Source organism: Pseudomonas sp. ATCC 13867, from assembly GCF_000349845.1.
GTDB lineage: Bacteria > Pseudomonadota > Gammaproteobacteria > Pseudomonadales > Pseudomonadaceae > Pseudomonas.
On record NC_020829.1, the window covers coordinates 5,466,996 to 5,489,927 of the forward strand.

General features: G+C 66.2%; 23 protein-coding genes. 9 read left to right on the forward strand and 14 right to left on the reverse strand.

Going from position 1 to position 22,932, the window contains the following annotated elements; translation table 11 throughout:
* Positions 1–46 precede the first annotated feature (46 nt).
* Positions 47–1,366 carry an MFS transporter gene (locus tag H681_RS24485; protein WP_041712270.1) on the reverse strand — a complete coding sequence of 440 codons (1,320 nt, stop codon included), beginning with the start codon at positions 1,364–1,366 and terminating at the stop codon, positions 47–49.
* Positions 1,367–1,627: 261 nt separating this feature from the next.
* Between H681_RS24485 and H681_RS24490 the strand changes: the two genes are divergently transcribed.
* Entirely contained in the window at positions 1,628–2,032 is a 405-nt protein-coding gene (locus tag H681_RS24490; protein ID WP_015479588.1) for an acyl-CoA thioesterase, read from the forward strand.
* Between the two features lie 49 nt (positions 2,033–2,081).
* On the opposite strand, the gene betA is transcribed toward H681_RS24490, so the two are convergent.
* The 3 genes from betA to betI all read right to left on the reverse strand — a co-directional run bounded on the left by betA (position 2,082) and on the right by betI (position 6,012).
* Positions 2,082–3,764: a choline dehydrogenase gene (gene betA / locus H681_RS24495; protein WP_015479589.1), complete on the reverse strand. Its 1,683-nt coding sequence runs from the start codon at positions 3,762–3,764 to the stop codon at positions 2,082–2,084.
* Between the two features lie 128 nt (positions 3,765–3,892).
* Positions 3,893–5,365, reverse strand: coding sequence for a betaine-aldehyde dehydrogenase (gene betB / locus H681_RS24500; RefSeq protein WP_015479590.1), 1,473 nt, complete (start codon positions 5,363–5,365; stop codon positions 3,893–3,895).
* A 53-nt stretch (positions 5,366–5,418) separates the two neighbouring features.
* The gene (betI, locus tag H681_RS24505; RefSeq protein ID WP_015479591.1) at positions 5,419–6,012 is read right to left on the reverse strand and encodes a transcriptional regulator BetI; all 594 of its coding nucleotides are present in this window, start codon (positions 6,010–6,012) and stop codon (positions 5,419–5,421) included.
* A gap of 359 nt (positions 6,013–6,371) precedes the next feature.
* Here betI and H681_RS24510 point away from each other — a divergent pair, with 359 nt between their 5' ends.
* The 3 genes from H681_RS24510 (at position 6,372) to H681_RS26720 (ending at position 8,790) form a co-directional block, all read left to right on the forward strand.
* Positions 6,372–7,907 (forward strand): BCCT family transporter, encoded by a 1,536-nt coding sequence (locus H681_RS24510; protein ID WP_015479592.1) that lies wholly within the window; start codon positions 6,372–6,374, stop codon positions 7,905–7,907.
* A gap of 159 nt (positions 7,908–8,066) precedes the next feature.
* On the forward strand, positions 8,067–8,627 hold the full coding sequence (locus H681_RS24515) for an HdeD family acid-resistance protein (protein ID WP_015479593.1): 561 nt from the start codon (positions 8,067–8,069) through the stop codon (positions 8,625–8,627).
* On the forward strand, positions 8,620–8,790 hold the full coding sequence (locus H681_RS26720) for a hypothetical protein (RefSeq protein ID WP_015479594.1): 171 nt from the start codon (positions 8,620–8,622) through the stop codon (positions 8,788–8,790). Before H681_RS24515 ends, H681_RS26720 begins: the two co-directional genes overlap by 8 nt.
* Position 8,791: 1 nt before the next feature.
* Here H681_RS26720 and H681_RS24520 read toward each other — a convergent pair whose 3' ends face one another.
* Positions 8,792–10,003 (reverse strand): YeeE/YedE family protein, encoded by a 1,212-nt coding sequence (locus tag H681_RS24520; RefSeq protein ID WP_015479595.1) that lies wholly within the window; start codon positions 10,001–10,003, stop codon positions 8,792–8,794.
* A gap of 119 nt (positions 10,004–10,122) precedes the next feature.
* A complete protein-coding gene (gene pdxR / locus H681_RS24525) occupies positions 10,123–11,577 on the reverse strand; it encodes a MocR-like pyridoxine biosynthesis transcription factor PdxR (RefSeq protein WP_015479596.1) in 1,455 nt (484 codons plus the stop codon).
* Positions 11,578–11,692: 115 nt separating this feature from the next.
* Here pdxR and H681_RS24530 point away from each other — a divergent pair, with 115 nt between their 5' ends.
* The 3 genes from H681_RS24530 (at position 11,693) to H681_RS24540 (ending at position 13,821) form a co-directional block, all read left to right on the forward strand.
* Positions 11,693–12,142: a GNAT family N-acetyltransferase gene (locus tag H681_RS24530; RefSeq protein ID WP_015479597.1), complete on the forward strand. Its 450-nt coding sequence runs from the start codon at positions 11,693–11,695 to the stop codon at positions 12,140–12,142.
* A 13-nt stretch (positions 12,143–12,155) separates the two neighbouring features.
* A complete protein-coding gene (locus tag H681_RS24535; RefSeq protein WP_015479598.1) occupies positions 12,156–12,836 on the forward strand; it encodes a GNAT family N-acetyltransferase in 681 nt (226 codons plus the stop codon).
* 73 nt (positions 12,837–12,909) lie between these two features.
* On the forward strand, positions 12,910–13,821 hold the full coding sequence (locus H681_RS24540) for a D-hexose-6-phosphate mutarotase (RefSeq protein WP_015479599.1): 912 nt from the start codon (positions 12,910–12,912) through the stop codon (positions 13,819–13,821).
* Between the two features lie 186 nt (positions 13,822–14,007).
* Here H681_RS24540 and H681_RS24545 read toward each other — a convergent pair whose 3' ends face one another.
* From H681_RS24545 to purE, 4 genes are all read right to left on the reverse strand, one after another.
* Positions 14,008–14,550 (reverse strand): DUF3299 domain-containing protein, encoded by a 543-nt coding sequence (locus tag H681_RS24545; RefSeq protein WP_015479600.1) that lies wholly within the window; start codon positions 14,548–14,550, stop codon positions 14,008–14,010.
* 84 nt (positions 14,551–14,634) lie between these two features.
* A complete protein-coding gene (locus H681_RS24550; protein WP_015479601.1) occupies positions 14,635–14,880 on the reverse strand; it encodes a GlsB/YeaQ/YmgE family stress response membrane protein in 246 nt (81 codons plus the stop codon).
* Positions 14,881–15,128: 248 nt separating this feature from the next.
* Positions 15,129–16,214 (reverse strand): 5-(carboxyamino)imidazole ribonucleotide synthase, encoded by a 1,086-nt coding sequence (locus tag H681_RS24555; protein WP_015479602.1) that lies wholly within the window; start codon positions 16,212–16,214, stop codon positions 15,129–15,131.
* Between the two features lie 56 nt (positions 16,215–16,270).
* On the reverse strand, positions 16,271–16,762 hold the full coding sequence (gene purE / locus H681_RS24560) for a 5-(carboxyamino)imidazole ribonucleotide mutase (RefSeq protein ID WP_015479603.1): 492 nt from the start codon (positions 16,760–16,762) through the stop codon (positions 16,271–16,273).
* Between the two features lie 323 nt (positions 16,763–17,085).
* Between purE and adhP the strand changes: the two genes are divergently transcribed.
* Complete coding sequence (gene adhP, locus H681_RS24565) at positions 17,086–18,114, forward strand: alcohol dehydrogenase AdhP (protein ID WP_015479604.1); 1,029 nt, start codon at positions 17,086–17,088, stop codon at positions 18,112–18,114.
* Between the two features lie 220 nt (positions 18,115–18,334).
* Here adhP and H681_RS24570 read toward each other — a convergent pair whose 3' ends face one another.
* The gene (locus H681_RS24570) at positions 18,335–19,249 is read right to left on the reverse strand and encodes a LysR substrate-binding domain-containing protein (RefSeq protein ID WP_015479605.1); all 915 of its coding nucleotides are present in this window, start codon (positions 19,247–19,249) and stop codon (positions 18,335–18,337) included.
* Between the two features lie 202 nt (positions 19,250–19,451).
* Here H681_RS24570 and H681_RS24575 point away from each other — a divergent pair, with 202 nt between their 5' ends.
* Positions 19,452–20,876 carry an aspartate ammonia-lyase gene (locus H681_RS24575; RefSeq protein WP_015479606.1) on the forward strand — a complete coding sequence of 475 codons (1,425 nt, stop codon included), beginning with the start codon at positions 19,452–19,454 and terminating at the stop codon, positions 20,874–20,876.
* 387 nt (positions 20,877–21,263) lie between these two features.
* Here the strand turns inward: H681_RS24575 and H681_RS24580 are convergent, their stop codons facing one another.
* The 3 genes from H681_RS24580 to etfB all read right to left on the reverse strand — a co-directional run bounded on the left by H681_RS24580 (position 21,264) and on the right by etfB (position 22,891).
* Complete coding sequence (locus tag H681_RS24580; RefSeq protein ID WP_015479607.1) at positions 21,264–21,560, reverse strand: cell division protein ZapA; 297 nt, start codon at positions 21,558–21,560, stop codon at positions 21,264–21,266.
* Entirely contained in the window at positions 21,557–21,787 is a 231-nt protein-coding gene (locus H681_RS24585; RefSeq protein WP_015479608.1) for a hypothetical protein, read from the reverse strand. The genes H681_RS24580 and H681_RS24585 overlap by 4 nt, the downstream gene beginning before the upstream one ends.
* A 327-nt stretch (positions 21,788–22,114) precedes the next feature.
* The gene (gene etfB / locus H681_RS24590) at positions 22,115–22,891 is read right to left on the reverse strand and encodes an electron transfer flavoprotein subunit beta (RefSeq protein WP_015479609.1); all 777 of its coding nucleotides are present in this window, start codon (positions 22,889–22,891) and stop codon (positions 22,115–22,117) included.
* Between the last annotated feature and the right edge of the window lie 41 nt (positions 22,892–22,932).

Below are 22,932 nucleotides of genomic sequence, written 5' to 3' on the forward strand. Positions count from 1 at the left end.
CCGTCAACGACTTTTTCAAACTTTCTGCAAAAAACTGTCTGATCGATCAGTTTATGGCCATTCCCTGCCCTACCAACCTGCGCTCCTGGCGCAACAGGTAAGCACCCACCAGCAGGCCAACCACGCACAATGCTACAACGTAGTAGGCCGGCCCCAGCGGGTCTTCCTTCATGAGGAGAGCAACCACCATGGGCGTCAGGCCACCGAAGATGGCGTAGGCCAGGTTGTAGGAGAAGGACAGGCCGGTGAAGCGCACCACCGGTGGGAAGGCATTCACCATGACATAGGGCACTGCGCCGATGACACCGACGCACAGGCCGGTCACCGCATATAGAGGGAATAGCCAGTCCGGATGCACCTTGAGGCTGGCATAGAAGGTCCAGGAGACGACGCCCAGCAGGATGCTGCCATATATAAAGGTGCGGCCTGCACCGAAACGATCTGCCAGGCGTCCGGCAAGAATGCAGCCGACGCTGAGGAAGACGATGGCCAGGCTATTGGCCCTCAAGGCGGTCGCCGCGTCGAAACCGTACACGGTCTGCAGTACCGATGGGGTCATCAGGATCACCACGACGATGGCGGCCGAGAGCACCCAGGTCAGCAGCATGGACAGCACCACCGCCGGTCGATGTTCGCGCACCACCACGCCCAGCGGGACGTCCTCGGCCAGTTGCTTGCGCAGTTGCAGCTCGGCGAATACCGGCGTCTCGTGCAGCCAGCGGCGCAGGTAGACGGAGAACAGGCCGAAGATGCCGCCCAGCAGGAAGGGAATCCGCCAGGCATAGCCCTGCACTTCCTCGGCGCTGTAAACGCTGTTGATCAGGGTTGCCACCAACGAACCGATGAGGATCCCGGCGGTCAGACCCGAGGTGAGTGTGCCGCAGGCATAGCCCACATGACGGTGCGGAACGTGCTCGGCGACGAAGACCCAGGCGCCCGGTACTTCACCGCCGATGGCGGCGCCCTGGATGACGCGCAGCAGCAACAGGGCCAACGGCGCCCAGATGCCGATCTGCGCATAGGTGGGCAGCAGGCCCATGATCAGTGTGGGCACCGCCATCAGGAAGATGCTCAGGGTGAACATCTTCTTGCGGCCCAGCAGGTCGCCGAAGTGGGCCATGACTACCCCGCCCAGCGGCCGGGCCAGGTAACCGGCGGCGAACAGGCCGAAGGTCTGCAGCTGGCGCAGCCATTCGGGCATGTCGGCAGGGAAGAACAGCTTGCCGACCACGGTGGCGAAGAAGACGAAGATAATGAAGTCGTAGAATTCCAGGGCGCCACCCAGAGCAGACAGGGACAGGGTCTTGTAGTCGCTGCGGGTCAACGGACGTGACGCGGGCGCGGCAGGAGCGTTCACAGAAGGCATTGTGATTATTCTCGGCAGGCAAGGCAGATGACGGCGGCAGCGGGCCACCGGAGCCGAACCATAGCAAATTGCACGGAGACGACACAGGCATGCCCGGCCCGGTGCAAACTCGAAACCCTACGGTCGTCGTAGAGGTTCTTGCTCTATATAATGCAGCCAGGCCGATCAAAAGCTGTCCCAAGGCCTTGCGCCGACAGGTGTCTTGGGAGAGTTTTTCCACAACCTCACCATGAGAACGCCGGGGGCAAGAGGCCCTGAACTATGATCGAGCTCGAACAAGAAGATCCCATCCCGCAGGGTGACCTTGCCCTGCAGATTACGGCCCTGCCGCGCGAGACCAACGGCTTCGGCGACATCTTCGGTGGTTGGCTGGTAGCACAGATGGATCTCGCCGGTACCGCAATGGCCAGCCGCATCGCCGGCGGCCGCGTCGCTACCGTGGCGATTGACCGCATGGCCTTCCTGGTCCCGGTCGCCGTTGGCGCGCAGCTCTCCTTCTATACGCAATCGCTGGAAGTCGGCCGCAGTTCGATCCGCATGCTGGTCGAGGTCTGGAGCGACGATCCGCTGTCCAGCGAATGGCGCAAGGTCACCGAGGCGGTATTCGTCTTCGTCGCTATCGACGGCAGTGGCCGTACCCGCCCGGTTCCACCGCGTCGTGGTTGAAAACTGAAACGCCGGCTATTGCCGGCGTTTTCGTCTTTGCGCTTCGGAATCAGCGCAGTGATTTTCCGCGTACCGGAGCACCATTGGCCTTGTAGTAGTCGGCGGTACTGCGGGGCAGCGCCTCGCGGCCACGGACCTTATCGGCGATCTTCTCGGCCATCATGATGGTGGTGGCGTTGAGGTTGCCGGTAATGATCAGCGGCATGATCGAGGCATCGACCACGCGCAGCCCCTGCATCCCGTGTACACGGCCTTCGCCATCGACCACCGCCATGTCGTCCTCGCCCATCTTGCAGGAGCAGGAGGGGTGGAAGGCGGTTTCCGCATGTTCACGCACGAAGGCATCCAGGTCGGCATCGCTGTGCTTGTCCAGGCCCGGGCTGAGCTCGCGGCCACGGAAGGGGTCGAGCGCCGGCTGGTTCATGATCTCGCGGGTGACGCGGATCGCATCGCGAAACTCCTGCCAGTCCTGTTCGGTGGACATGTAGTTGAACAGGATGCTCGGGTGCTTGCGCGGATCACGGGACGTCAGGTTGATGCGGCCGCGACTGGGCGAACGCATGGAGCCCACGTGGGCCTGGAAGCCATGCTCCTTCACCGCGTTGCTGCCGTTGTAGTTAATCGCCACCGGCAGGAAGTGGTACTGGATGTTCGGCCACTCGAACTCCGGACGGGTACGGATGAAGCCACCGGCTTCGAACTGGTTGCTCGCGCCCAGGCCGGTGCCGAGGAACATCCACTCCGCGCCGATCTGCGGCTGGTTCCACCATTGCAGCGCCGGGTACAGCGAGACCGGCTGCTTGCAGGCGTACTGCAGGTACATCTCCAGGTGGTCCTGGAGGTTCCGGCCGACGCCGGGTAGGTCATGCACCACCTCGATGCCCAGGTCACGCAGCAGCGCGGATGGGCCGACGCCGGAGCGCTGCAGCAGTTGCGGAGAAGCGATGGCCCCCGAGCACACCAGCACTTCGCGACGGGCGCGGACTTCCTTCAGGGCGTTGTCATCGCCGTGCAGATAGGTCGCCCCGATGGCGCGCTTGCCGCTGAACAGGATGCGGTCGGTCAGGGCGTGGGTGACGATGGTCAGGTTCGGCCGCTCGCGGGCCTGGTCCAGGTAGCCGCGCGCGGTGCTGGCGCGACGGCCCTGCGGAGTGACGGTGCGGTCCATCGGACCGAAGCCTTCCTGCTGGTAGCCGTTGAGATCTTCGGTACGTGGATAACCGGCCTGCACGCCGGCGTCCACCATCGCATGGAACAACGGGTTGTTGCCGGCCTTGGGCGTGGTGACGCTCACCGGGCCGCTGCCGCCGTGGAAGTCGTTGGGACCGATGTCGCGGGTCTCGGCCTTGCGGAAGTACGGCAGGCAGTCGAGATAGGTCCAGTCTTCCAGGCCCTTGGCCTGCGCCCAGCCGTCGAAGTCCATGGCGTTGCCGCGGATGTAGCACATGCCGTTGATCAGCGAGGAGCCACCCAGGCCCTTGCCGCGACCGCACTCCATGCGGCGGTTGTTCATGTGCGGCTCGGGGTCGGTCACATAGGCCCAGTTGTAGCGGCGGCCCTGCAGCGGGTAGGCCAGCGCGGCCGGCATCTGGGTGCGGAAGTCGGCGCGGTAGTCCGGGCCGCCGGCTTCCAGCAGCAGGACGCTGACGTCGGCGTCCTCGGTCAGGCGAGTCGCCAATACGTTACCGGCAGAGCCGGCGCCAATGATGATGTAGTCGTATTCCTGGGACATGCAGGCCTTCCTCTTTTTCAGGCACGACACCGCCCGCGACGCGTGCGCGCCGGTGTCTGCGTATTCGGGATGGCCGGTGGTCAGGGAGTGGGGCCTGCGACCGGCCGTTCAGGGCTCGCTCGCGGCGGTCAGAACACCGAGGCGTAGTCGCCCAGCTCTACCTGCACGGATTTGATGCGAGTGTAGTGAGCCAGGGTGGTCAGACCGTTCTCACGACCGACACCCGATTGCTTGTACCCGCCAACCGGCATCTCGGCCGGCGACTCGCCCCAGGTGTTGATCCAGCAGATGCCCGCTTCCAGACGGTGGATCGCGCGGTGCGCGCGGGCCAGGTCCTGGGTGACGACGCCGGCGGCCAGGCCGTACTCGGTGTCGTTGGCGCGGCGGATGGCCTCGTCTTCGCTGTCGTAGACGAGGATGCTCATGACCGGCCCGAAGATTTCCTCGCGGACGATGGTCATGTCGTCGCGACAATCGGTGAACACGGTCGGCGCGACGTAGGCGCCCTTGCCGAACTCGCCCTGGGTGACGCGCTCGCCACCGCACAGCAGGCGGGCCTTCTGTTCCTTGCCGGACTCGATGTAGGAGAGAACGCTCTCCATGTGCGGGAAGCTGACCAGCGGACCGAAGTTGGTGCTTTCATCCTGCGGGCTGCCCAGGCGGATGCGCTTCACGCGCTCCAGCACCTTGGCCTCGAAACGCGCCTGCAGGTTGCGCGGGATGAACACGCGGGTACCGTTGGTACACACCTGGCCGGAGCTGAAGAAGTTGGCCATCACGGCGATGTCGGCGGCGCGGTCGAGGTTGGCGTCCTCGAAGATGATCAACGGCGACTTGCCGCCCAGCTCCATCGTGACCTCCTTGAGCGAGGAGCTCGAGGCGCTGGCCATGACCTTCTTGCCGGTGGAGGTGCCGCCGGTGAAGGAAATCTTCTCGATCAGCGGATGCTCGGTCAGCCACTGGCCGACTTCGCGGCCGCTGCCGGTAAGCACATTGAACACGCCATCGGGCAGGCCGGCCTCGGTGTAGATCTCGGCGAGTTTCAGCGCGGTCAGCGGGGTGACCTCGCTGGGCTTGAAGATCATCGCGTTGCCGGCAGCCAGGGCCGGGGCGGATTTCCACAGGGCGATCTGGATCGGGTAGTTCCAGGCGCCGATGCCGGCGACCACGCCCAGCGGTTCGCGGCGGGTGTAGACGAAACTGGTCTCGCGCAGCGGGATCTGTTCGCCCTCGATGGCGGGCACCAGGCCGGCGTAGTACTCGAGCACGTCGGCGCCGGTGACGATGTCGACGAAGCGGGTCTCGGCCAGCGGCTTGCCGGTGTCGAGGGTTTCCAGCTCGGCGAGCTCGTCATTGCGCTCGCGGAGGATGTCCACGGCGCGACGCAGGATGCGCGAGCGCTGCATGGCGGTCATCGCCGCCCAGACTTTCTGCCCTTCCACCGCCGCCTGCACGGCGCGCTCGACGTCGTCTTTCGACGCGCGCTGCACCTGGGCGAGGACTTCCCCATTGGCCGGATTGATGGTCTCGAAGGTGGCGCCGCTGGTGGCTTCCACGTAGCGACCGCCAATGTAGAGCTTCTGTACTTCGAATCGAGCCATGAGGTAGGTGTCCTCTCTTATAAGGTGTCAGTGCGCAAGGCTGGCGCGGCGGGCTATCCCGTCTGTTTCGCCAGTTGTTGGTCGAGGTAGTCGTAAGCGATGGCCAGCGCCTGCCGGGTGTCGAAGGCATCGCCCGAGAGCGCGCCCCGCAGCCACAGTCCATCGATCAGTGCAGCCAGTCCACGGGCCGCCGAGCGCGCCTGGGTGATCGGCAATACCCGGCGAAACTCGCAGCACAGGTTCGAATACAACCGGTGGTCGTTGATCCGCTGCAGGCGGCGCAACGACGGCTGGTGCATGCTGGCTGCCCAGAACGCCAGCCAGGTTTTCATCGCCGGCCCGTTGACCTGGCTCGCATCGAAGTTGCCTTCGATGATCGCGCGCAGGTGCGAACGCGGTTCGTCAGTCTTCAAGGCCTTGCGGCGTTCGCCGACGGCCTTGCTCAACGCCAGCATCAGGTGGCGCATGGTCGCTTCCAGGAGACCGTTCTTGTCCTGGAAGTAGTGGCTGATGATGCCGTTGGAAACCCCCGCCAGGCGGGCGATCAGGGCAATGCTGGCGTCACCCATGCCCACCTGGTCCACCGCTTCGAGCGTGGCGTGGATCAGTTGGGAGCGGCGAATCGGCTGCATACCGACCTTGGGCATTTCGTATCTCCTCTTCGCCTGGACGTACCTGTACCGTCCGGCGACTTCTTGGGCCAGTCTATTTTGTTTTTATTGAACGTTCAATCAACTAAGAATAAGCTGCGCCTCGTGAATCGCTCCGAGCCTTGCGTGCATGCGGGCCCGCGCCGTTCATCACCGCGCCGCTTTCCAACCCCCAAGGATCGCAGAATCCGGGCCGGAAGTGTCGCGGCGGCAATGCTGTGTCTGTGGTCAGCGGCCCGTCGCCGTGCCTTACGCACCGTCGCCGGCCGCCATGCGTTCACTGTCATGGGGTCATCCTCCAAATGAGTACTGCTTCGCCAATAAAAACAAACGAGCAGGTACGTCTGAATCCGATCGTGTTCTACGGTTCCACCGCGCTGATCCTGGTTCTGACCGCCGCCCTCATTCTCTTCCCCGACAGCGCCGGCGCGCTCCTGGGCCGCACGCAGGCCTGGCTGTCGCACAGCTTTGGCTGGTATTACATGCTGGTCATCGGTGCCTATCTGTTCTTCGTCATCTGGGTCGCGTTCTCGCGCTACGGCCAGCTGAAACTCGGCGCCGACCACGAGAAGCCGGACTTCAGCTACGGCGCCTGGGCCGGCATGCTGTTTTCTTCCGGCATCGGCATCTCGCTGCTGTACTTCGCCGCCTCCGAGCCCATCGACCACCTCTACCATCCACCGGAAGGCGCCGCCGGCAGCCCGCAGGCGGCCCGCCAGGCGCTGCAGCTGACCTTCCTGCACTGGGGCGTGCACGGCTGGGCGATCTACGCGCTGGTCGGCCTCGCCGTCGGCTACTTCGCCTACCGTCACCGCCAGCCGCTGGCCCTGCGTTCGGCGCTGCTGCCGATTCTCGGCGAGCGTTGGGTCAAGGGCGGCGCCGGCCATGCGGTGGACTGCTTCGGCATCTTCGTCACCCTGTTGGGCCTGGTGACCAACCTGGGTATCGGCGCGCTGCAGGTGTCCTCGGGCATCGAATACCTGACCGGCATGGAGCACTCGAAAACCACCCTGCTGATCGTGCTGCTGGTAATGAGCCTGGTGGCCACCCTGGCCGCGGTCTCGGGTATCGAGAAAGGCATCCGCCGGCTGTCCAACCTGAACATCGTGCTGTTCAGCTCGCTGCTGCTGTTCGTACTGGTCTGCGGCTCCACCCTGGAGTTGCTCAACGGCTTCGTGCAGAACCTGGGCGACTACCTCAACGGGCTGGTACTCAAGACCTTCGACCTCTACGTCTACACCGGCGGCGGCGCCGGCAAGAACGAGGAGTGGCTGGGCCTGTGGACCCTGTTCTACTGGGCCTGGTGGATTTCCTGGGCGCCCTTCGTCGGTATGTTCATCGCCCGCATTTCCCGGGGCCGCACCGTGCGCGAACTGGTCATGGGCGTACTGTTGATCCCGCTGGGCTTCACCCTCGCCTGGCTCTCGGTGTTCGGCAACAGCGCGATGGACCTGGTGATGAACCACGGCGCCGTCGACCTGGGCAAGGCCGCGCTGGAGCAGCCGTCGATGTCGATCTACCTGCTGCTGGAACACTACCCCTTCGCCAAGATCGTGATCGGCCTGTCGATCTTCGTCGGCTTCGTGCTCTTCCTCACCCCGGCCGACTCCGGCTCGGTGATGCTGGCCAACCTGTCGCGCCAGGGCGGCGACCTCGACGAAGACGCCCCGCACTGGCTGCGCATCCTCTGGTCGGCAGTGATCACCCTGGTGACCATCGGCCTGCTGTTCGCCGGCAACTTCACCGCCATGCAAACGGTGGTGGTGCTGGCCGGCCTGCCGTTCTCGGCGGTGCTGATCCTGTTCATGTTCGGCCTCTACAAGGCCATGAAGGCGGATTACGAGGCACTGCACGGCCGCGCCTCGCCGCCGGCACTGGCGCCAACCACCTGATCTCCCCAGCGGCGCCCCCGAGCGCTGCTCGCCTGCCTCGGCAGGCCCTTTCGCCCGGCCGCGTGCCGGGCTTTTCTTTTCCGATCGTTGATCTGGACCGCTCAAGCGCAAGCCCTGGCGAGCGACTATGGTTTCAGCGACACCTCTCGGGAGACGGACATGAGCGACAACCCCCTCTGGCAAGCCCTCGGCCAGCACTGGAAATGGATTGCCCTGCGCGGCGTGGCCGCGGTGGTCTTCGGCGTGCTGGCCATCGCCTGGCCGACCATCGCCCTGGCCGTGCTGGTCCTGGTCTGGGGCGCCTACGCCTTCGTCGACGGCGTGTTCACCCTGCTCGCCGCCGCGCGCATGCGTGAGTCAGGCCGGCCGATCTGGCCACTGATACTGGTCGGCCTGCTGGGCGTCGGCGCGGGGCTGGTGGCGTTCTTCTGGCCGGCACTGACGGCGCTGGGCCTGCTCATGCTGATTGCCGCCTGGGCGCTGGTCACCGGCGTGCTGCAGATCGTCGCGGCGATCCGCCTGCGCAAGGCATTGGCCAATGAATGGTGGCTGGGACTCTCCGGCGCGCTGTCGGTGCTGTTCGGGGTGATGATGATCGCCAACCCCGGCGCCGGGGCGGTCGCGGTGGCCTGGGTGATCGGCGCCTACGCGGTGTTCTTCGGCGTGATGCTGGTACTGCTCGCCCTGCGCCTGCGCAAGACCTCGACCTTCAATGCCTGATGAGCCGGACTGGTGTCTGCTGCGCCTGGACGACAACGGCAACCGCTTCGTCATGCGCCGCCAACTGACCCGCGCCGAGGCCGAAGCCCTGGCGCGGGACTACCAGGCGCGCGGGCACAAGCAGACCTACTGGGCGGAGCGCGAGACGCCCCGCCGCGACTGACTCAGCAGCCGGTCAGGCGCTCTTCCACGCGTTCGGCGGGGAAGAAGATCGGCCGCAGGCGCACGCCCACGGCATTGCCGAAGAACGCCGCCACCAGCCACAGCCAACCGTGCAGGCTGCCGGAGGCGATGCCGCTGAAGTACGCGCCGATGTTGCAGCCATAGGCCAAGCGCGCGCCGTAGCCGAGCAGCAGACCGCCGATCACCGCCGCGATCAGCGAGCGCGCCGGAATCTTCAGGCTCGGTGCGAAGCGCCCGGCAAGGCCGGCGGCCAGCAATGCGCCGATCATGATGCCGAAGTCCATCACGCTGGTGACGTCCTGCCACACCGGCGCGGCGAGCGCCTTGGCGTTGGCCTCGGCCTGCCAGAAAGCCCAGTCGTGCACGGAGAGGCCGAGGGTTTCCGCCGCCTTCGCGCCCCACAGGGCGAAGGCCGAGGTGACACCCCAGGGGCGTCCGGCCAGCGCCAGGGTGGCGAAGTTCAGCAAGGCCAGCGCCACCGCACCCCAGACCAGCGGCCAGGGCCCACGCAGGAAGCGACCCGCCCCGTGTGCACCATTGCTGGCGATCAGCTCCAGCACACCGTGGCGGCGCCGCTCCAGCACCACGCTGACGGTGGCGATGGCGGCGAACAGCGCAAGGCTCAGCGCCAGCGCCGGGAACAGGCCGAGCGACTGCACGATGGAAATCGGCGGCAGCGACGGCAGGGCGAACCACCAGCCGATATGGTGGGTGGCGACCACCGAGCCGACGATGAAGAACAGCAAGGTCACCAGCATCCGCGCATTGCCGCCACCCACGGTGAACAACGTGCCGGAGGCGCAGCCGCCACCGAGCTGCATGCCGATGCCGAAAATGAAGGCGCCGACGATCACCGAAGTCCCGGCCGGCGAGACCAGCCCCTTCACCGGCTCGCCGAACAGCGTGCCGGCAGCCAGCACCGGGAAGAACAGCAGCACCGCCAGCGCCAGCATCACCATCTGCGCGCGCAGGCCGGCGCCGCGGCGCTCGCGGATGAACACGCGCCAGGCGGACGTGAAGCCGAAGGCCGCATGGTAGAGCGTCAGCCCCAATGCACCGCCGACCAGGAACAGCAGGGCCTGGCGACCGCTGACCGCCTGCGCGAGGAACAGCGCCCCCACCAGCAGCAACAGGAAGGCGATCCGGAGTGCGCCGGACTTGCGCTCGGGAACGGTGGACAGGACTAGGCTCATGACGACTCCAGGCGGTGTTTTCGAAGGGGCAGCATTTTAGGGAGCGTAGTGCCCATCGCCAACTTCGTAAGTAGGCTAAGGAAATAGCCGGGGGTTACAAGGCGCCGGGGGGCCTGCACTCAGGCCCAGACCTTGCGCAGTACCCGCAGCGCTTCGGCGATCCGCGTTTCGGGCACGGCCGCGAAGCCCAGTACCAACCCGGCGCGTTGATCTTCCGGCTCGGTGGATTCCGGCAACCAGTAGTCGCTCAGCGCATTCACCTCCACCCCCACGGCCGCCGCGCGCTGCACCAGTTCGCCTTCGCGCTCGCGGCTGTCGACCCGCACGCACAGGTGCAGACCCGCCTCCACCGTCGGCATCGGCGCACAGCCGGCGACCGCCGGCCAGCCACGCAACAGGGCGTCGCGGCGGCTTCGAGCAGCCCGGCGCATGCGGCGGACGTGACGCTGGAAATGCCCCTCGGCGATGAAGTCGGCCATCACCCGCTGGGTGCCGACTTCCGAGTGCCGTACATCCAGCGCGCGACGGCGCGCGAAGGCCTGCGCCAACGCTGGCGGCACCACGAGATAACCCAGGCGCAGCGCCGGGAAGGCGATCTTGCAGAAGGTGCCGACGTAGAGCACCCGATCATGGCGGTCCAGCGCGGCCAGCGGCATCAGCGGCGTCCCGCTGTAGCGGTACTCGCCATCGTAGTCATCCTCGACGATCCAGCCGCCGCTGCGCTCGGCCCACTCCAGCAGCGCCAGGCGCCGCGCCAGGGACAGCGTCACCCCAGTGGGGTATTGGTGCGATGGGGTGACGTAGACCAGCCGGCAGTCCGACAACCCCTCCAGCTGCGCCGTGCACAGGCCCTCGGCATCCACCGGCACGCCATGCAGGCGCGCCCCCGCCGTGGCGAAGGCATGACCGGCAGCGCGGTAGCCGGGGTTCTCGATGGCCGCACCGTCGCCCGCCGTCAGCAGCACCTGGGCGCACAACGCGATGCCCTGCTGGGCGCCGCTGGTGATGATGACCTGCCCGGCGTCGCAGTGCAGGCCGCGGGTGCTGCGCAGGTAGGCGGCGACCAGTTCGCGCAGGCGCTGTTCGCCGGCAGGGTCGCCATAGCCCAGGCAATCCAGCGGCGGATCGCGCCAGAAGCGCGCCTGCAACCGCGCCCAGGTATCGAAGGGGAACAGGTCGAAGGCCGGCACGCCGACGCGGAAGGCGCGCGGCGCGCCAGTGGGGGGCAGCGGCAGGTGATGCCTGGCCAGGCGCTCCAGTGACGGCGCATCCGGGTTGCGTGCCTCGCTGCGCACGGCACCCACCGAGGGCTGAACCCGTTCGGCCACGTACGTGCCATCGCCGGTACGCCCCTCGATGTAACCCTCGGCATACAGCTGCTCGTAGGCACGCACCACGGTATTGCGCGACACACCCAACGCCGCCGCCAGGTCGCGACTGGCCGGCAGGCGCGAGCGTGCCGCCAGGCGACCGTCGAGGATGCGTTCGCGCAGCGCCTGGAACAGTTGTACACCCAGCGGCAACGCGGGATCGAGACAAATACCGGAAGGATTGAAAGGCAGCGGAACGCTCATGGAGGACTTCCAGGACAGCGGCAATGGTTCCTTTGATTTCACCATGAATGGCTCTTTAGCAGAACCAATTCCCAGCCTAGGCTAGAACCATTCCAACCCACGCAAGGCCGTCACCATGTCTTCCGCCATCGAGATCCGCCCGATCACCGCCGACGACCACGCCGCCTGGCTGCCGCTCTGGCAGGGCTACCAGCGCTTCTACAAAACAACCATCCTTGATGCCACCAGCGCCGTCACCTGGCAGCGCTTCCTCGATGCCTCCGAGCCCATGCACGCGGCCCTCGCCTGGCGCGATGGAGTGGCCATCGGCATGGTGCACTTCATCTACCACCGTTCCTGCTGGACCCAGGGCGACTACGTCTACCTGCAGGACCTGTACGTCGCCGAAGGCCAGCGCGGCGACGGCATCGGCGCGGCGCTGATCGAGCACGTCTACGCCGACGCCCGCGCCAATGGCGCTTCACGGGTGCACTGGCTGACCCACGAGAGCAACACCGACGCCATGTTCCTCTACGACCGGATCGCCGATCGCTCCGGCTTCGTCCAGTACCGCAAGATCCTCTGACCCGGAGCGCCCCATGACCGAGCCGCACCCCCTGAACTGGCGCCCGCTCGCCAGCCCCGAACGCCGCGCCCTGCCCGGCCGCTACGTGAACCTGGCGCCCCTGGACCCGGCCACCCACGGCGACGACCTGTGGCAGGCGCTGCAAGGCCCCGACGCCGACCCACTGTTGTGGGACTACCTGGCCTACGGCCCGTTCAGCGAACGGGCGAGCTTCGACGACTGGCTCGCCGGCAACGCCGCCAGCGCCGACCCGATGTTCTTCGCCGTGATCGACCGCGCCAGCGGCCACGCCGTCGGCCTGCTCAGCTTCCTGCGCATCACTCCCAGGGACGGCGTGATCGAGATCGGCCACATCGCCTTCGCTCGCGTCATGCAGCGCACGCCGGCCTCCACCGAGGCGGTCTACCTGCTCGCCCGGCTGGCCTTCGGGCTGGGCTACCGGCGCCTGGAATGGAAGTGCAACGCGCTCAACGCCCGCTCGATGCGCGCTGCACAACGCCTGGGTTTCACCTTCGAGGGCACCTTCCGCCAGCACATGGTGGTGAAGGACCGCAACCGCGACACCGCCTGGTTCGCCATCCTCGACAGCGAGTGGCCGCGTTGCCAGCACGCCTTCGATGCCTGGCTGGACGGGTCCAACTTCGACGCCGAGGGGCGGCAGCGAACGCACCTGGCGGCGCTGCGTCAGCGCTGATCTTTTCATTCTCCGGGAACTGCCCGGCGTGCGGAGGATCGGTGATACTGACTTTTTCCGACCGGAGATCATCATGAGCAGCGATATCCAGACTCCCCGCGTCGAACAGGTGCGGGTCGATGAACTGCCCTGCTGGCGCATCCACACGGCCCACGGGGAAGCCCTGATCGCCCAGCAGGGTGCGCAGCTGCTGAGCTACCAGCCCCATGAACAGCCGCCGCTGGTATGGCTGAGCGAAACCGCCGAGTTTCGCTACGGCCAGTCCCTGCGCGGCGGTGTGCCGGTGTGCTGGCCCTGGTTCGGCAGCCTGGAGCGCAACCCGGTGGATGTCCGTACCGCCTTCACCGGCGACAGCGCCCCGGCCCACGGCCTGGTACGCGCGGTGGACTGGCAACTGGATGACATCGCCGACGAGCAGGGTGAGCTGGCCGTGCACTTCAGCGTCGACGCGCGCCACGGCCTGCCCGGCTGGCCGCACGCGGCGCGCCTGGAACTGGTGATGCGCCTCGGCGAACGCCTGACGCTGGAACTGACCACCCACAACCTCGGCGACAAGCCGCTGCCGGTCAGCCAGGCGCTGCACACCTACTTCGCGGTGAGCAACAGCCGCGAGATCGGCATCGACGGCCTGCAGGGCTGCCGCTACATCGAGACCCTGGAAAACTGGGAAGAGCGCCAGCAACACGGCCTGGTGCGCATCGCCGGGGAAACCGACCGCATCTACCTGGATGTGGAGAAACCCCTGGTGATCCGCGACCCGCTCTGGGAACGAGGCATTCACATCCAGGCCAGCGGCTCGCGCTCGGCGGTGGTGTGGAACCCCTGGATCGACAAGGCCGCGCGCCTGTCGCAGTTCCCCGACGATGCCTGGGAGAACATGCTCTGCATCGAGACCGCGCGGGTCTGGGATGACGTGATGAGCGTCGCGCCGGGGCGCAGCGAGACGATGAAGGTGGAAATCTGGAGCGAGCCGCTGAAAGGCTGAGGCTTGCTCTGCGTAGGAGCGGACTTTGTCCGCGATCCACCGGCAAGGCCGGCGCCGGATCAGGTTCGCGAGCAAGCTCGCTCCTACAGGTTTGCGCCGGCGCGATTTTCGTAAGCGAGCTTGCTCGCGAACCACGTCGGCAGCATTCCAATCGCGGACAGGGTCCGTTCCTGCGAAAACTGGCGGCTACAGATCGCTCTCTTCCACCGGCCGCACCTTGGCGTCGTCGATGGCATAGGCGGCGTCGGCCATGTCGTTGCTGACCGTTTCGACCTTCAGCGTGCCGCTGACCCAGAGGGGGTTGTAGATGTCCTCGATCTGGATGCCCTTGGGATAGCGCACCAGCACGATCTGGTTCGGCGGCGGTGGCGGAACATGGATGCAGGCGCCCGGATAAGGCACCAGGAAGAACGCGGTGACGCGGCCCTTGGCGTCGTTCTCCAGCGGCACCGGGTAGCCGCCCAGCCGCAGCGCCTTGCCGTTCAGAGCGGCGACAGTCTTCGTGGAATACATCACCTGCGGCAACTTCTTGTCGGCCTGCTTCAGGCCTCCCTTGTTGGTGAAGGTGCCGTTGGCCTCGGGGCCAGCATGGGTGATTTCCGGCATGTCTTCCAGCGCCTGGCGGTCGCTCGGCGGCATCAGGGACAGCCAATCGGTTTCGGGAAGTTCGGCGGCGGATGCCAGGGACGTCAGCAGCACCAGGCTGCAGGCAAGCAATGTATGGCGCATCGTGGACTCGAAAGGCCCGCTCGGGCACAGGCAGGAATTTCTCCAGCGCCCTCTCCCGTCATGGGAGAGGGGCGGAAATCACCGTCAATTCTTCTTGATCAGACCGTAAATGACCAGCAGGACGATGGCGCCGATCACTGCGCCGATGAAGCCCGCCGCCTGGCCCACGGCATAGATGCCCAGCGCCTGGCCGCCGTAGGTGGCCAACAGCGAGCCGCCGATGCCGAGCAGGATGGTCATGATCCAGCCCATGCTGTCGTCGCCCGGTTTGATGAAGCGCGCGATGAGTCCGACGATCAAGCCGATGACGATGGTTCCGATTAAGCCCATGACAGTCCCTCCTTGTGGGTTTGAGCGCGGTGGGTGCGCGCTGTCATGGGACAGTGTAGAAAACGCCGGCGTTCCGTGTTCCAGCCACTGGCCAGAGCGATCGGCGGCGCCGCACACCTTCTACCATCGGAGTTCTCCTGAAAATAAGGGCGAAGGTGTAAACCTTATTCAGGACGGGACAGCGGACAGAAAAAAGCCGCGTCGAAACTCGACGCGGCTTTTCCTGGAACGCGGCGTGCGGCGGGGCGTCAGCCGTTGGAGATCAGCGCCTCGACCTCGGCGATGCGCACCTTCAGGGTCGGCAGGTCGGCACTGCGCAGGGTGACGTGGCCGACCTTGCGCCCGGCCTTGAAGGCCTTGCCGTAGTGGTGCAGGTGGCAGTCGGCGATGTTCAGCACGTCGGCCACCGGCGGCACTTCGCCGATGAAGTTGAGCATGGCGCTCTCGCCCACTTTCGCGGTCGAGCCCAGCGGCAGGCCGGCGATGGCCCGCACATGGTTCTCGAACTGGCTGCACTCGGAACCTTCGATGGTCCAGTGGCCGGAGTTGTGCACGCGCGGGGCGATCTCGTTGGCCTTCAGGCCGCCGTCGACCTCGAAGAACTCGAAGGCCATGACGCCGACGTATTCCAGCTTGTCCAGCACGCGGCCGACATAGTTCTCGGCCAGCGCCTGCAGCGGGTGCTCGGTGCTGGCCACGGAGAGGCGCAGGATGCCGTTCTCGTGGGTGTTGTGCACCAGCGGGTAGAAACGGGTTTCGCCGTCGCGGGCGCGTACCGCCACCAGCGAGACTTCGCCGGTGAAGGGCACGAAGCCTTCGAGGATGCAGGGCACGCTGCCCAGTTCGGCGAAGGCGCCGGTGACGTCCTCGGCCTTGCGCAGGACCTTCTGGCCCTTGCCGTCGTAGCCCAGGGTGCGGGTCTTCATCACCGCCGGCAGGCCGATGCTGGCCACCGCGGCGTCGAGGTCGGCCTGGGACTGCACGTCGGCGAAGGCCGGGGTCGGGATCCCCAGGTCCTTGAACATGGACTTCTCGAACCAGCGGTCGCGGGCGATGCGCAGCGACTCGGCGTTCGGGTAGACCGGCACGAACTGCGAGAGGAAGGCCACGGTCTCGGCCGGCACGCTCTCGAACTCGAAGGTCACCAGGTCGACTTCATCGGCCAGCTGGCGCAGGTGGTCCTGGTCGCTGTAATCGGCGCGGATATGCTCGCCGAGCGCTTGCGCGCAGGCGTCCGGCGCCGGATCGAGGAAGGCGAAGTTCATGCCCAGCGGAGTACCCGCCAGGGACAACATGCGGCCGAGCTGACCGCCACCGATGACACCGATTTTCATGGTTCGAGCCTGTGCTTGCTGACACTGTTCGGGGGCGCCGCGCGGGCGCCCATTGCTCACGCGTCGCGCGGGTCCGGATTGTCCAGGACCGATTCGGTCTGGGTGGTACGGAACTGCTTCAGCGCTTCGTGGTACTTCGGGTACTTGCCGCCCAGGATGCTGGCGGCCAGCAACGCTGCGTTGGTGGCGCCGGCCTTGCCGATGGCCAGGGTGGCGACCGGGACGCCCGCGGGCATCTGCACGATGGACAGCAGCGAATCGACGCCCGAGAGCATGGAGGACTGCACCGGCACGCCGAGCACCGGCAGGTGGGTCTTGGCGGCGCACATGCCCGGCAGGTGGGCGGCACCGCCGGCGCCGGCGATGATCACTTCGATGCCGCGACCGTCGGCCTCTTCGGCGTACTGGAAGAGCAGGTCCGGGGTGCGGTGGGCGGAAACCACCTTCACTTCATACGGAATGCCCAGCTTGTCCAGCATGTCCGCGGTGTGGCTCAGGGTGCTCCAGTCGGATTTGGAGCCCATGATCACGCCAACCAGTGCGCTCATCGTCGTGCCTCTCTCAAGTGCGCTCTTGGGCGCGTCAGAAACCAACAAGCCACGCTCGTGAAAGGCGTGGCTTGTACGTGGCCAAACCGGCGGGCAGTGCCGGCTTGAAGGCGGCGCAGTATACCGCAAAGGGCGCGGCGGAGTGCACTGGGCATGACCATTGGTCCCGATTTCGTCATTCCCCGATTGAATCGCCCTGCAGCGACTTCGGAAAAGCTTGCCTCAACTCAAGATGACCTAGTCTCAGAGGCTCAGACTCTTCCGATACATCCCTGCCCGGATGGGGCAGGCACCTCACCCTTCAAGGAGCGAGCGCAATGTCCATGACCCTGCCCACGACCATGAAAGCCGCCGTCGTCCACGCCTTTGGCGAGCCGCTGCGGATCGAGGAAGTCAAAGTCCCGCTGCCCGGCCCCGGGCAGATCCTGGTGAAGATTGAGGCCTCCGGCGTCTGCCACACCGACCTGCACGCCGCCGAAGGCGACTGGCCGGTAAAGCCGAGCCTGCCGTTCATTCCCGGCCATGAAGGCGTCGGTTTCGTCGCCGCGGTCGGCGCCGGCGTCACCCGCGTGAAGGAAGGCGACCGCGTCGGCGTACCCTGGCTGTATACCGCCTGCGGTTGCTGCGAGCACTGCCTGACCGGCTGGGAAACTCTCTGCGAGAGCCAGCAGAACACCGGCTACTCGGTGAACGGCGGCTACGCCGAATACGTGCTGGCGGACCCGAACTACGTCGGCATCCTGCCCAGGGACGTCGGCTTCCTCGAGATCGCGCCGATCCTCTGCGCGGGCGTCACCGTCTACAAGGGCCTGAAGGAAACCGGCGCGCGCCCCGGCCAGTGGGTGGCGATCTCCGGCATCGGCGGCCTCGGCCACGTCGCCGTGCAATACGCCAAGGCCATGGGCCTGCATGTGGTGGCGGTGGACGTGGACGACGCCAAGCTGGAACTGGCCAGGCGCCTGGGCGCCAGCCTGACCGTCAACGCGAAGACGGAAGACCCGGTCGAGGTAGTCCAGCGCGATATCGGCGGCGCCCACGGCGTGCTGGTCACGGCGGTATCCAACAGCGCCTTCGGCCAGGGCATCGGCATGGCTCGCCGGGGCGGCAGCGTGTCGCTGGTCGGCCTGCCGCCGGGCGACTTCCCCACGCCGATCTTCGACGTGGTGCTCAAGGGCCTGCACATCACCGGCTCCATCGTCGGCACCCGCGCCGACCTGCAGGAAGCCCTGGACTTTGCCGGCGAAGGCCTGGTGAAGGCCACCGTCGCCTCCGGCAAGCTGGATGACATCAACGCCATCCTCGACCGTATGCGCGCCGGGCAGATCGAAGGGCGGATCGTCGTCGAGATGTAGGACTCAGGCGCTGGGCTCCCGCGTTCGCGGGAGTGACGGGCGAGGTGTTTTGCCGGGGGCTTTGGAGCGGGGCATTACTTCGCGCCCTCTCCCTTCAGGGAGAGGGCGCTCTTCAGGCCAAGCACCGAAGCCACCAGAAAACACGGTTCGCGAGCAAGCTCGCTCCTACAGTTCAGCACACCACTGCAACGCAACCCCCGAACGGCCAAACCTCCCCGCCTCAGGCGGTCTCCCCCAGCCCCAGCCCGCCCTCCAGCTTGCGCCACAGCAAGCGGATCTGCGCCTTGCGCACCAGGGCACAGCGGTACAGGCGGATTTCCTGCGGGACGATCCAGTGCGGGCCGCCGCACAGCGCCAGCTCGCCGCGCGCCAGCTCCGCCTCCATGCTCAGCCGTGGCACCCAGGCCACGCCCATGCCCTGCAGCGCCATGCTCTTCAGGCTGTCGGCCATCGCCGTTTCATAAACCGTGGTGTAGCGCAGGTTGCGCTGGCGCAGCAGCAGGTTCACCCCGCGACCGAGGAAGGCGCCGGCGCTGTAAGCGAGCAGCGGCACGCTCTGGCCGCTGTCGAGGTCGTAGAGCGGCACGCCGGCGGAGTTCACCGCGCACACCGGCAGCATCTCGGTGCGGCCCAGGTGCAGCGAGGGGAAGACTTCCGGGTCCATCTGCAACGCGGCGTCCGGGTCATAGAAAGCCAGCATCAGGTCGCAGCCGCCTTCGCGCAGCAGGTGCACCGCCTCACCGACGTTGGTCGCCACCAGGCGGCTGGCGATGTTCAGCCCTTCCGAACGCAGGCGGGCGATCCACGCCGGGAAGAAGCCCAGCGCCAGCGAGTGCGCGGCGGCGAACTGCAACACCTCGCCCTGCCCGCCCTCCAGATGGTGCAGGTGACGCACCACCTGGCCGAGCTGCTCGACCACCGCGCGGGCGGTGACCAGGAACAGTTGCCCCGCCTCGGTCAGCTCGATGGGCGTGCGCTGGCGGTTCACCAGCGTCAGCCCGAGGGCGTCCTCCAGGCTGCGAATGCGCCGGCTGAAGGCCGGCTGGGTGACGAAGCGTTTCTCCGCCGCCTGGGAAAAGCTGCGGGTGGCGGCCAGGGTGCTGAAGTCTTCCAGCCATTTGGTTTCGAGGTTCACGTCAACTCCAACGCATTCTCACAAGGTCAGGAGCCGGGCGTGCGTAGCACAGTCACACGCTCGCCGTCATCCATTCGTCACAGGGTACATTATGCCGTTTGTGCATGAGACAGCTTTTAACAGCATTGGCCGACGATCGGCGAAATCCCTAGTCTACCGGGCATCGCGGCACTGGCCGTGTTTCTCCGAGACAATCCCCGTCATGTCCCCTGTTGCATCGTTCCGCATCGAGAAAGACCTCCTCGGCACCCTCGAAGTACCTTCTGACGCCTACTACGGCATTCAGACCCTGCGCGCTGTGAACAACTTCCGCCTCTCGGGCGTGCCGCTGTCGCACTACCCGAAACTGGTCGTAGGCCTGGCGATGGTCAAGCAGGCGGCAGCCGATGCCAACCACCAGCTCGGCCACCTGCCCGCCGAGAAGCACGCCGCCATCAGCGAAGCCTGCGCTCGCCTGATCCGTGGCGACTTCCACGACCAGTTCGTGGTGGACATGATCCAGGGTGGCGCCGGCACCTCGACCAACATGAACGCGAACGAAGTCATTGCGAACATCGCGCTCGAAGCCATGGGCCATGCCAAGGGCGAGTACAAGTACCTGCACCCGAACAACGACGTGAACATGGCGCAGTCGACCAACGACGCGTACCCGACCGCCATCCGCCTGGGCCTGCTGCTCGGCCACGACACCCTGCTGGCCAGCCTCGACAGCCTGATCCAGGCCTTCGCCGCCAAGGGCGAAGAGTTCGCCGGCGTACTGAAGATGGGCCGTACCCAGCTGCAGGACGCGGTGCCGATGACCCTCGGCCAGGAATTCCACGCCTTCGCCACCACCCTGGGCGAAGACCTCGACCGCCTGCGTCGCCTGGCGCCGGAGCTGCTGACCGAGGTGAACCTCGGCGGCACCGCCATCGGTACCGGCATCAACGCCGACCCCGGCTACCAGAAGCTGGCCGTCGAGCGCCTGGCAGCCATCAGCGGCCAGCCGGTCGTCCCGGCCGCCGACCTGATCGAAGCCACCTCCGACATGGGCGCCTTCGTGCTGTTCTCCGGCATGCTCAAGCGCACCGCGGTCAAGCTGTCGAAGATCTGCAACGACCTGCGCCTGCTCTCCAGCGGTCCGCGTACCGGCATCAACGAGATCAACCTGCCGCCGCGCCAGCCGGGCAGCTCGATCATGCCGGGCAAGGTCAACCCGGTGATCCCGGAGGCGGTGAACATGTGCGCCTTCGAAATCATGGGCAACGACCTGGCGCTGACCATCGCGGCCGAAGGCGGCCAGTTGCAGCTGAACGTGATGGAGCCGCTGATCGCCTACAAGGTTCTCGACTCGATCCGCCTGCTCCAGCGCGCGATGGACATGCTGCGCGAGCACTGCATCAGCGGTATCACCGCCAACGTCGAGCGCTGCCATCAGTTGGTGGAGCACAGCATCGGCCTGGTGACCGCGCTGAACCCCTACATCGGCTACGAGAACTCCACCCGTATCGCCAAGACCGCGCTGGAAACCGGCCGCGGCGTCCTGGAACTGGTACGCGAGGAGAAGCTGCTGGACGAGGCCACCCTGGCCGACATCCTCAAGCCGGAAAACATGATCGCCCCGCGCCTGATTCCGCTGCGCGCCTGATCATCCGCCCGGCACGAGCCGGGCACGTCTCACCGGTTGAGGGGGAGTATTCCTCCCTCACCTTTCAGGGATTGGTTACCCCCGATCCCTTCTTTTATACCCGGCGCCGCGGGTTTACCCGCAGCGCCACGTCTCACCGGTTGAGGGGCCTTTTGGCCCACTCTCCTTTAGAAGGGACACCGCTTACCCCGGTGTCCCCTTTTTTTGCCTGCGATTTGGTGGCGAGACACAGGGCGTAAAACCGTTCGCGGTTATCCGACGCAGACTGTAGGAGCGAGCTTGCTCGCGAACACGATCTCACCCCGGTGGTGCCGGTGCAGGATTAGGTTCGCGAGCAATAACGAAGGCGTCCCCCTCGCTCCTACAAAAAGCAGAGATGCGCGGAGATCAGTCCTGCCGCTGCAGGTGATCGAGAATCCGCCGGTTGAGGGCGGCGATACGCTCGACAGTGTCCGCATCGTCGAGCGCCTGGCCCTCTTCGCCGAGCTGGCGAGCGCACAGGTTGAGCGCGGAGAGCACCATCAGTTCATTGCTGGTGACGTAGGGAAATTTCTTCTTGCTGGCGGCGATCTCCGCCTGCAACAGCGCGGCCGCGTCCTGCAGCCGGCGCTCTTCACCGGCCGGCGCCCGGACGCTGTATTCGCGCCCGAGAATGCGCAGGACGCGGACGCCGTCGTCACTCATGCGTGGGCGCGGCTGTCGCTGACGCGGCGGATCAGCGCCTGCAGGCGGGTGGTGGTCGCGTTGTGCTTCTCTTCCTGCTCCATGAGGGACAATTGCAGGCTGTCGTTTTCCTCACGGACCTTGAGCAGCTCTTCGCGCACGGCGGCGTTGTCCTGCACCAGCACGTCATTCTGCTGCAGCAGTTCGGCGACCAGCTGTTCAAGTTGTTCGAGGGTGGAATCGAGCATGGGAGCCTCCGCAAAGCCTTTCAAAGGGTGCGGAGGATAAAGAAAGGGACGCCTCGGGGCCAGCAAAAACGGCGATCTTCGGATAAGCCGCATGCTGTCAATTCAATGGCTTACGAGCTGATTCTCGTGTTATTTCAATAGTTTCCGGCCGCCACCGGGGGTTGGACCGGAAAATCGCGGACTAAGTCCGCTCCTACGGAAATTACCAGGAAGGCAGAGGCGCGATTTTGTAGGAGCGGGCTTGCTCGCGAACAGTGTTTGCCGGCCGCACCGAAGCCGGGCGGGTTCGCGAGCAAGCTCGCTCCTACGAAGAGCAGTTCAGCTCGGTCAGACGCGAATCACACCTTCCTCGCGCAGCAGCTTGAAGATCGCCTCGGCGCCCGCCTCGGGAGACAGGTCCTTGAGCACCTGGCCGGTACCGCCGGAAGCCTTGGCGGTGGCGGCCTTCATCCGTTCGGCGCCGGTCTTGGCCTTGATCACCTTCAGGCGCTTGGGACGCGGGCGCGCGGATTGCAGGTTGCCTTCTGCGAGCAGCGGATCGACCACCACATCCACCTCGGTGGCCTCCAGATAGCCACGGCGGGCCGGGCCGAAGGCGCTTTGCCGGGCGACCGGGGCGGCATTGTCGACGCTGGCGACGAAGGGCAGGCGCACCTTCAGCCGGCGGCGCTGGCCACGGGGCAGTGCCTGCAACACCTGCGCGCTGCCGTTCTCCACCTTTTCCACTTCCGCGAGCCCCACCACCAGCGGCCAGCCCAGGCGTTCTGCAAGCAGGAACGGCAGCATGCCGGAGCCTTCGCCGGTCTCCGCCTGGGTGCCGGTGAGCACCAGTTGCGCATCGCTGTCGCCGAGATAGGCCGCCAGCGCCGGCAAGGCATCGGCGCCTGCGGGCTGCTCCAGCACCGCCAGTTCGTCCAGGCCCATGCCCAGGTAGCCGCGCAGCGCTTCTTCCCCGGCATCGCCGGCATGCACCACGCGCAGGCGCTTGCCGGCAAGGCTCATGCCCAGCTCCACCGCGCGGGCGTCCTGGTCGGCGCGGCGCGCTCGGCCGGACGCCGGGTGGGCTCCGATGGAAACCAGGGCGACGATGTTCAGGTCATTCATCAGACACCTCAGAAGCGGTGTAGGAGCGAGCTTGCTCGCGA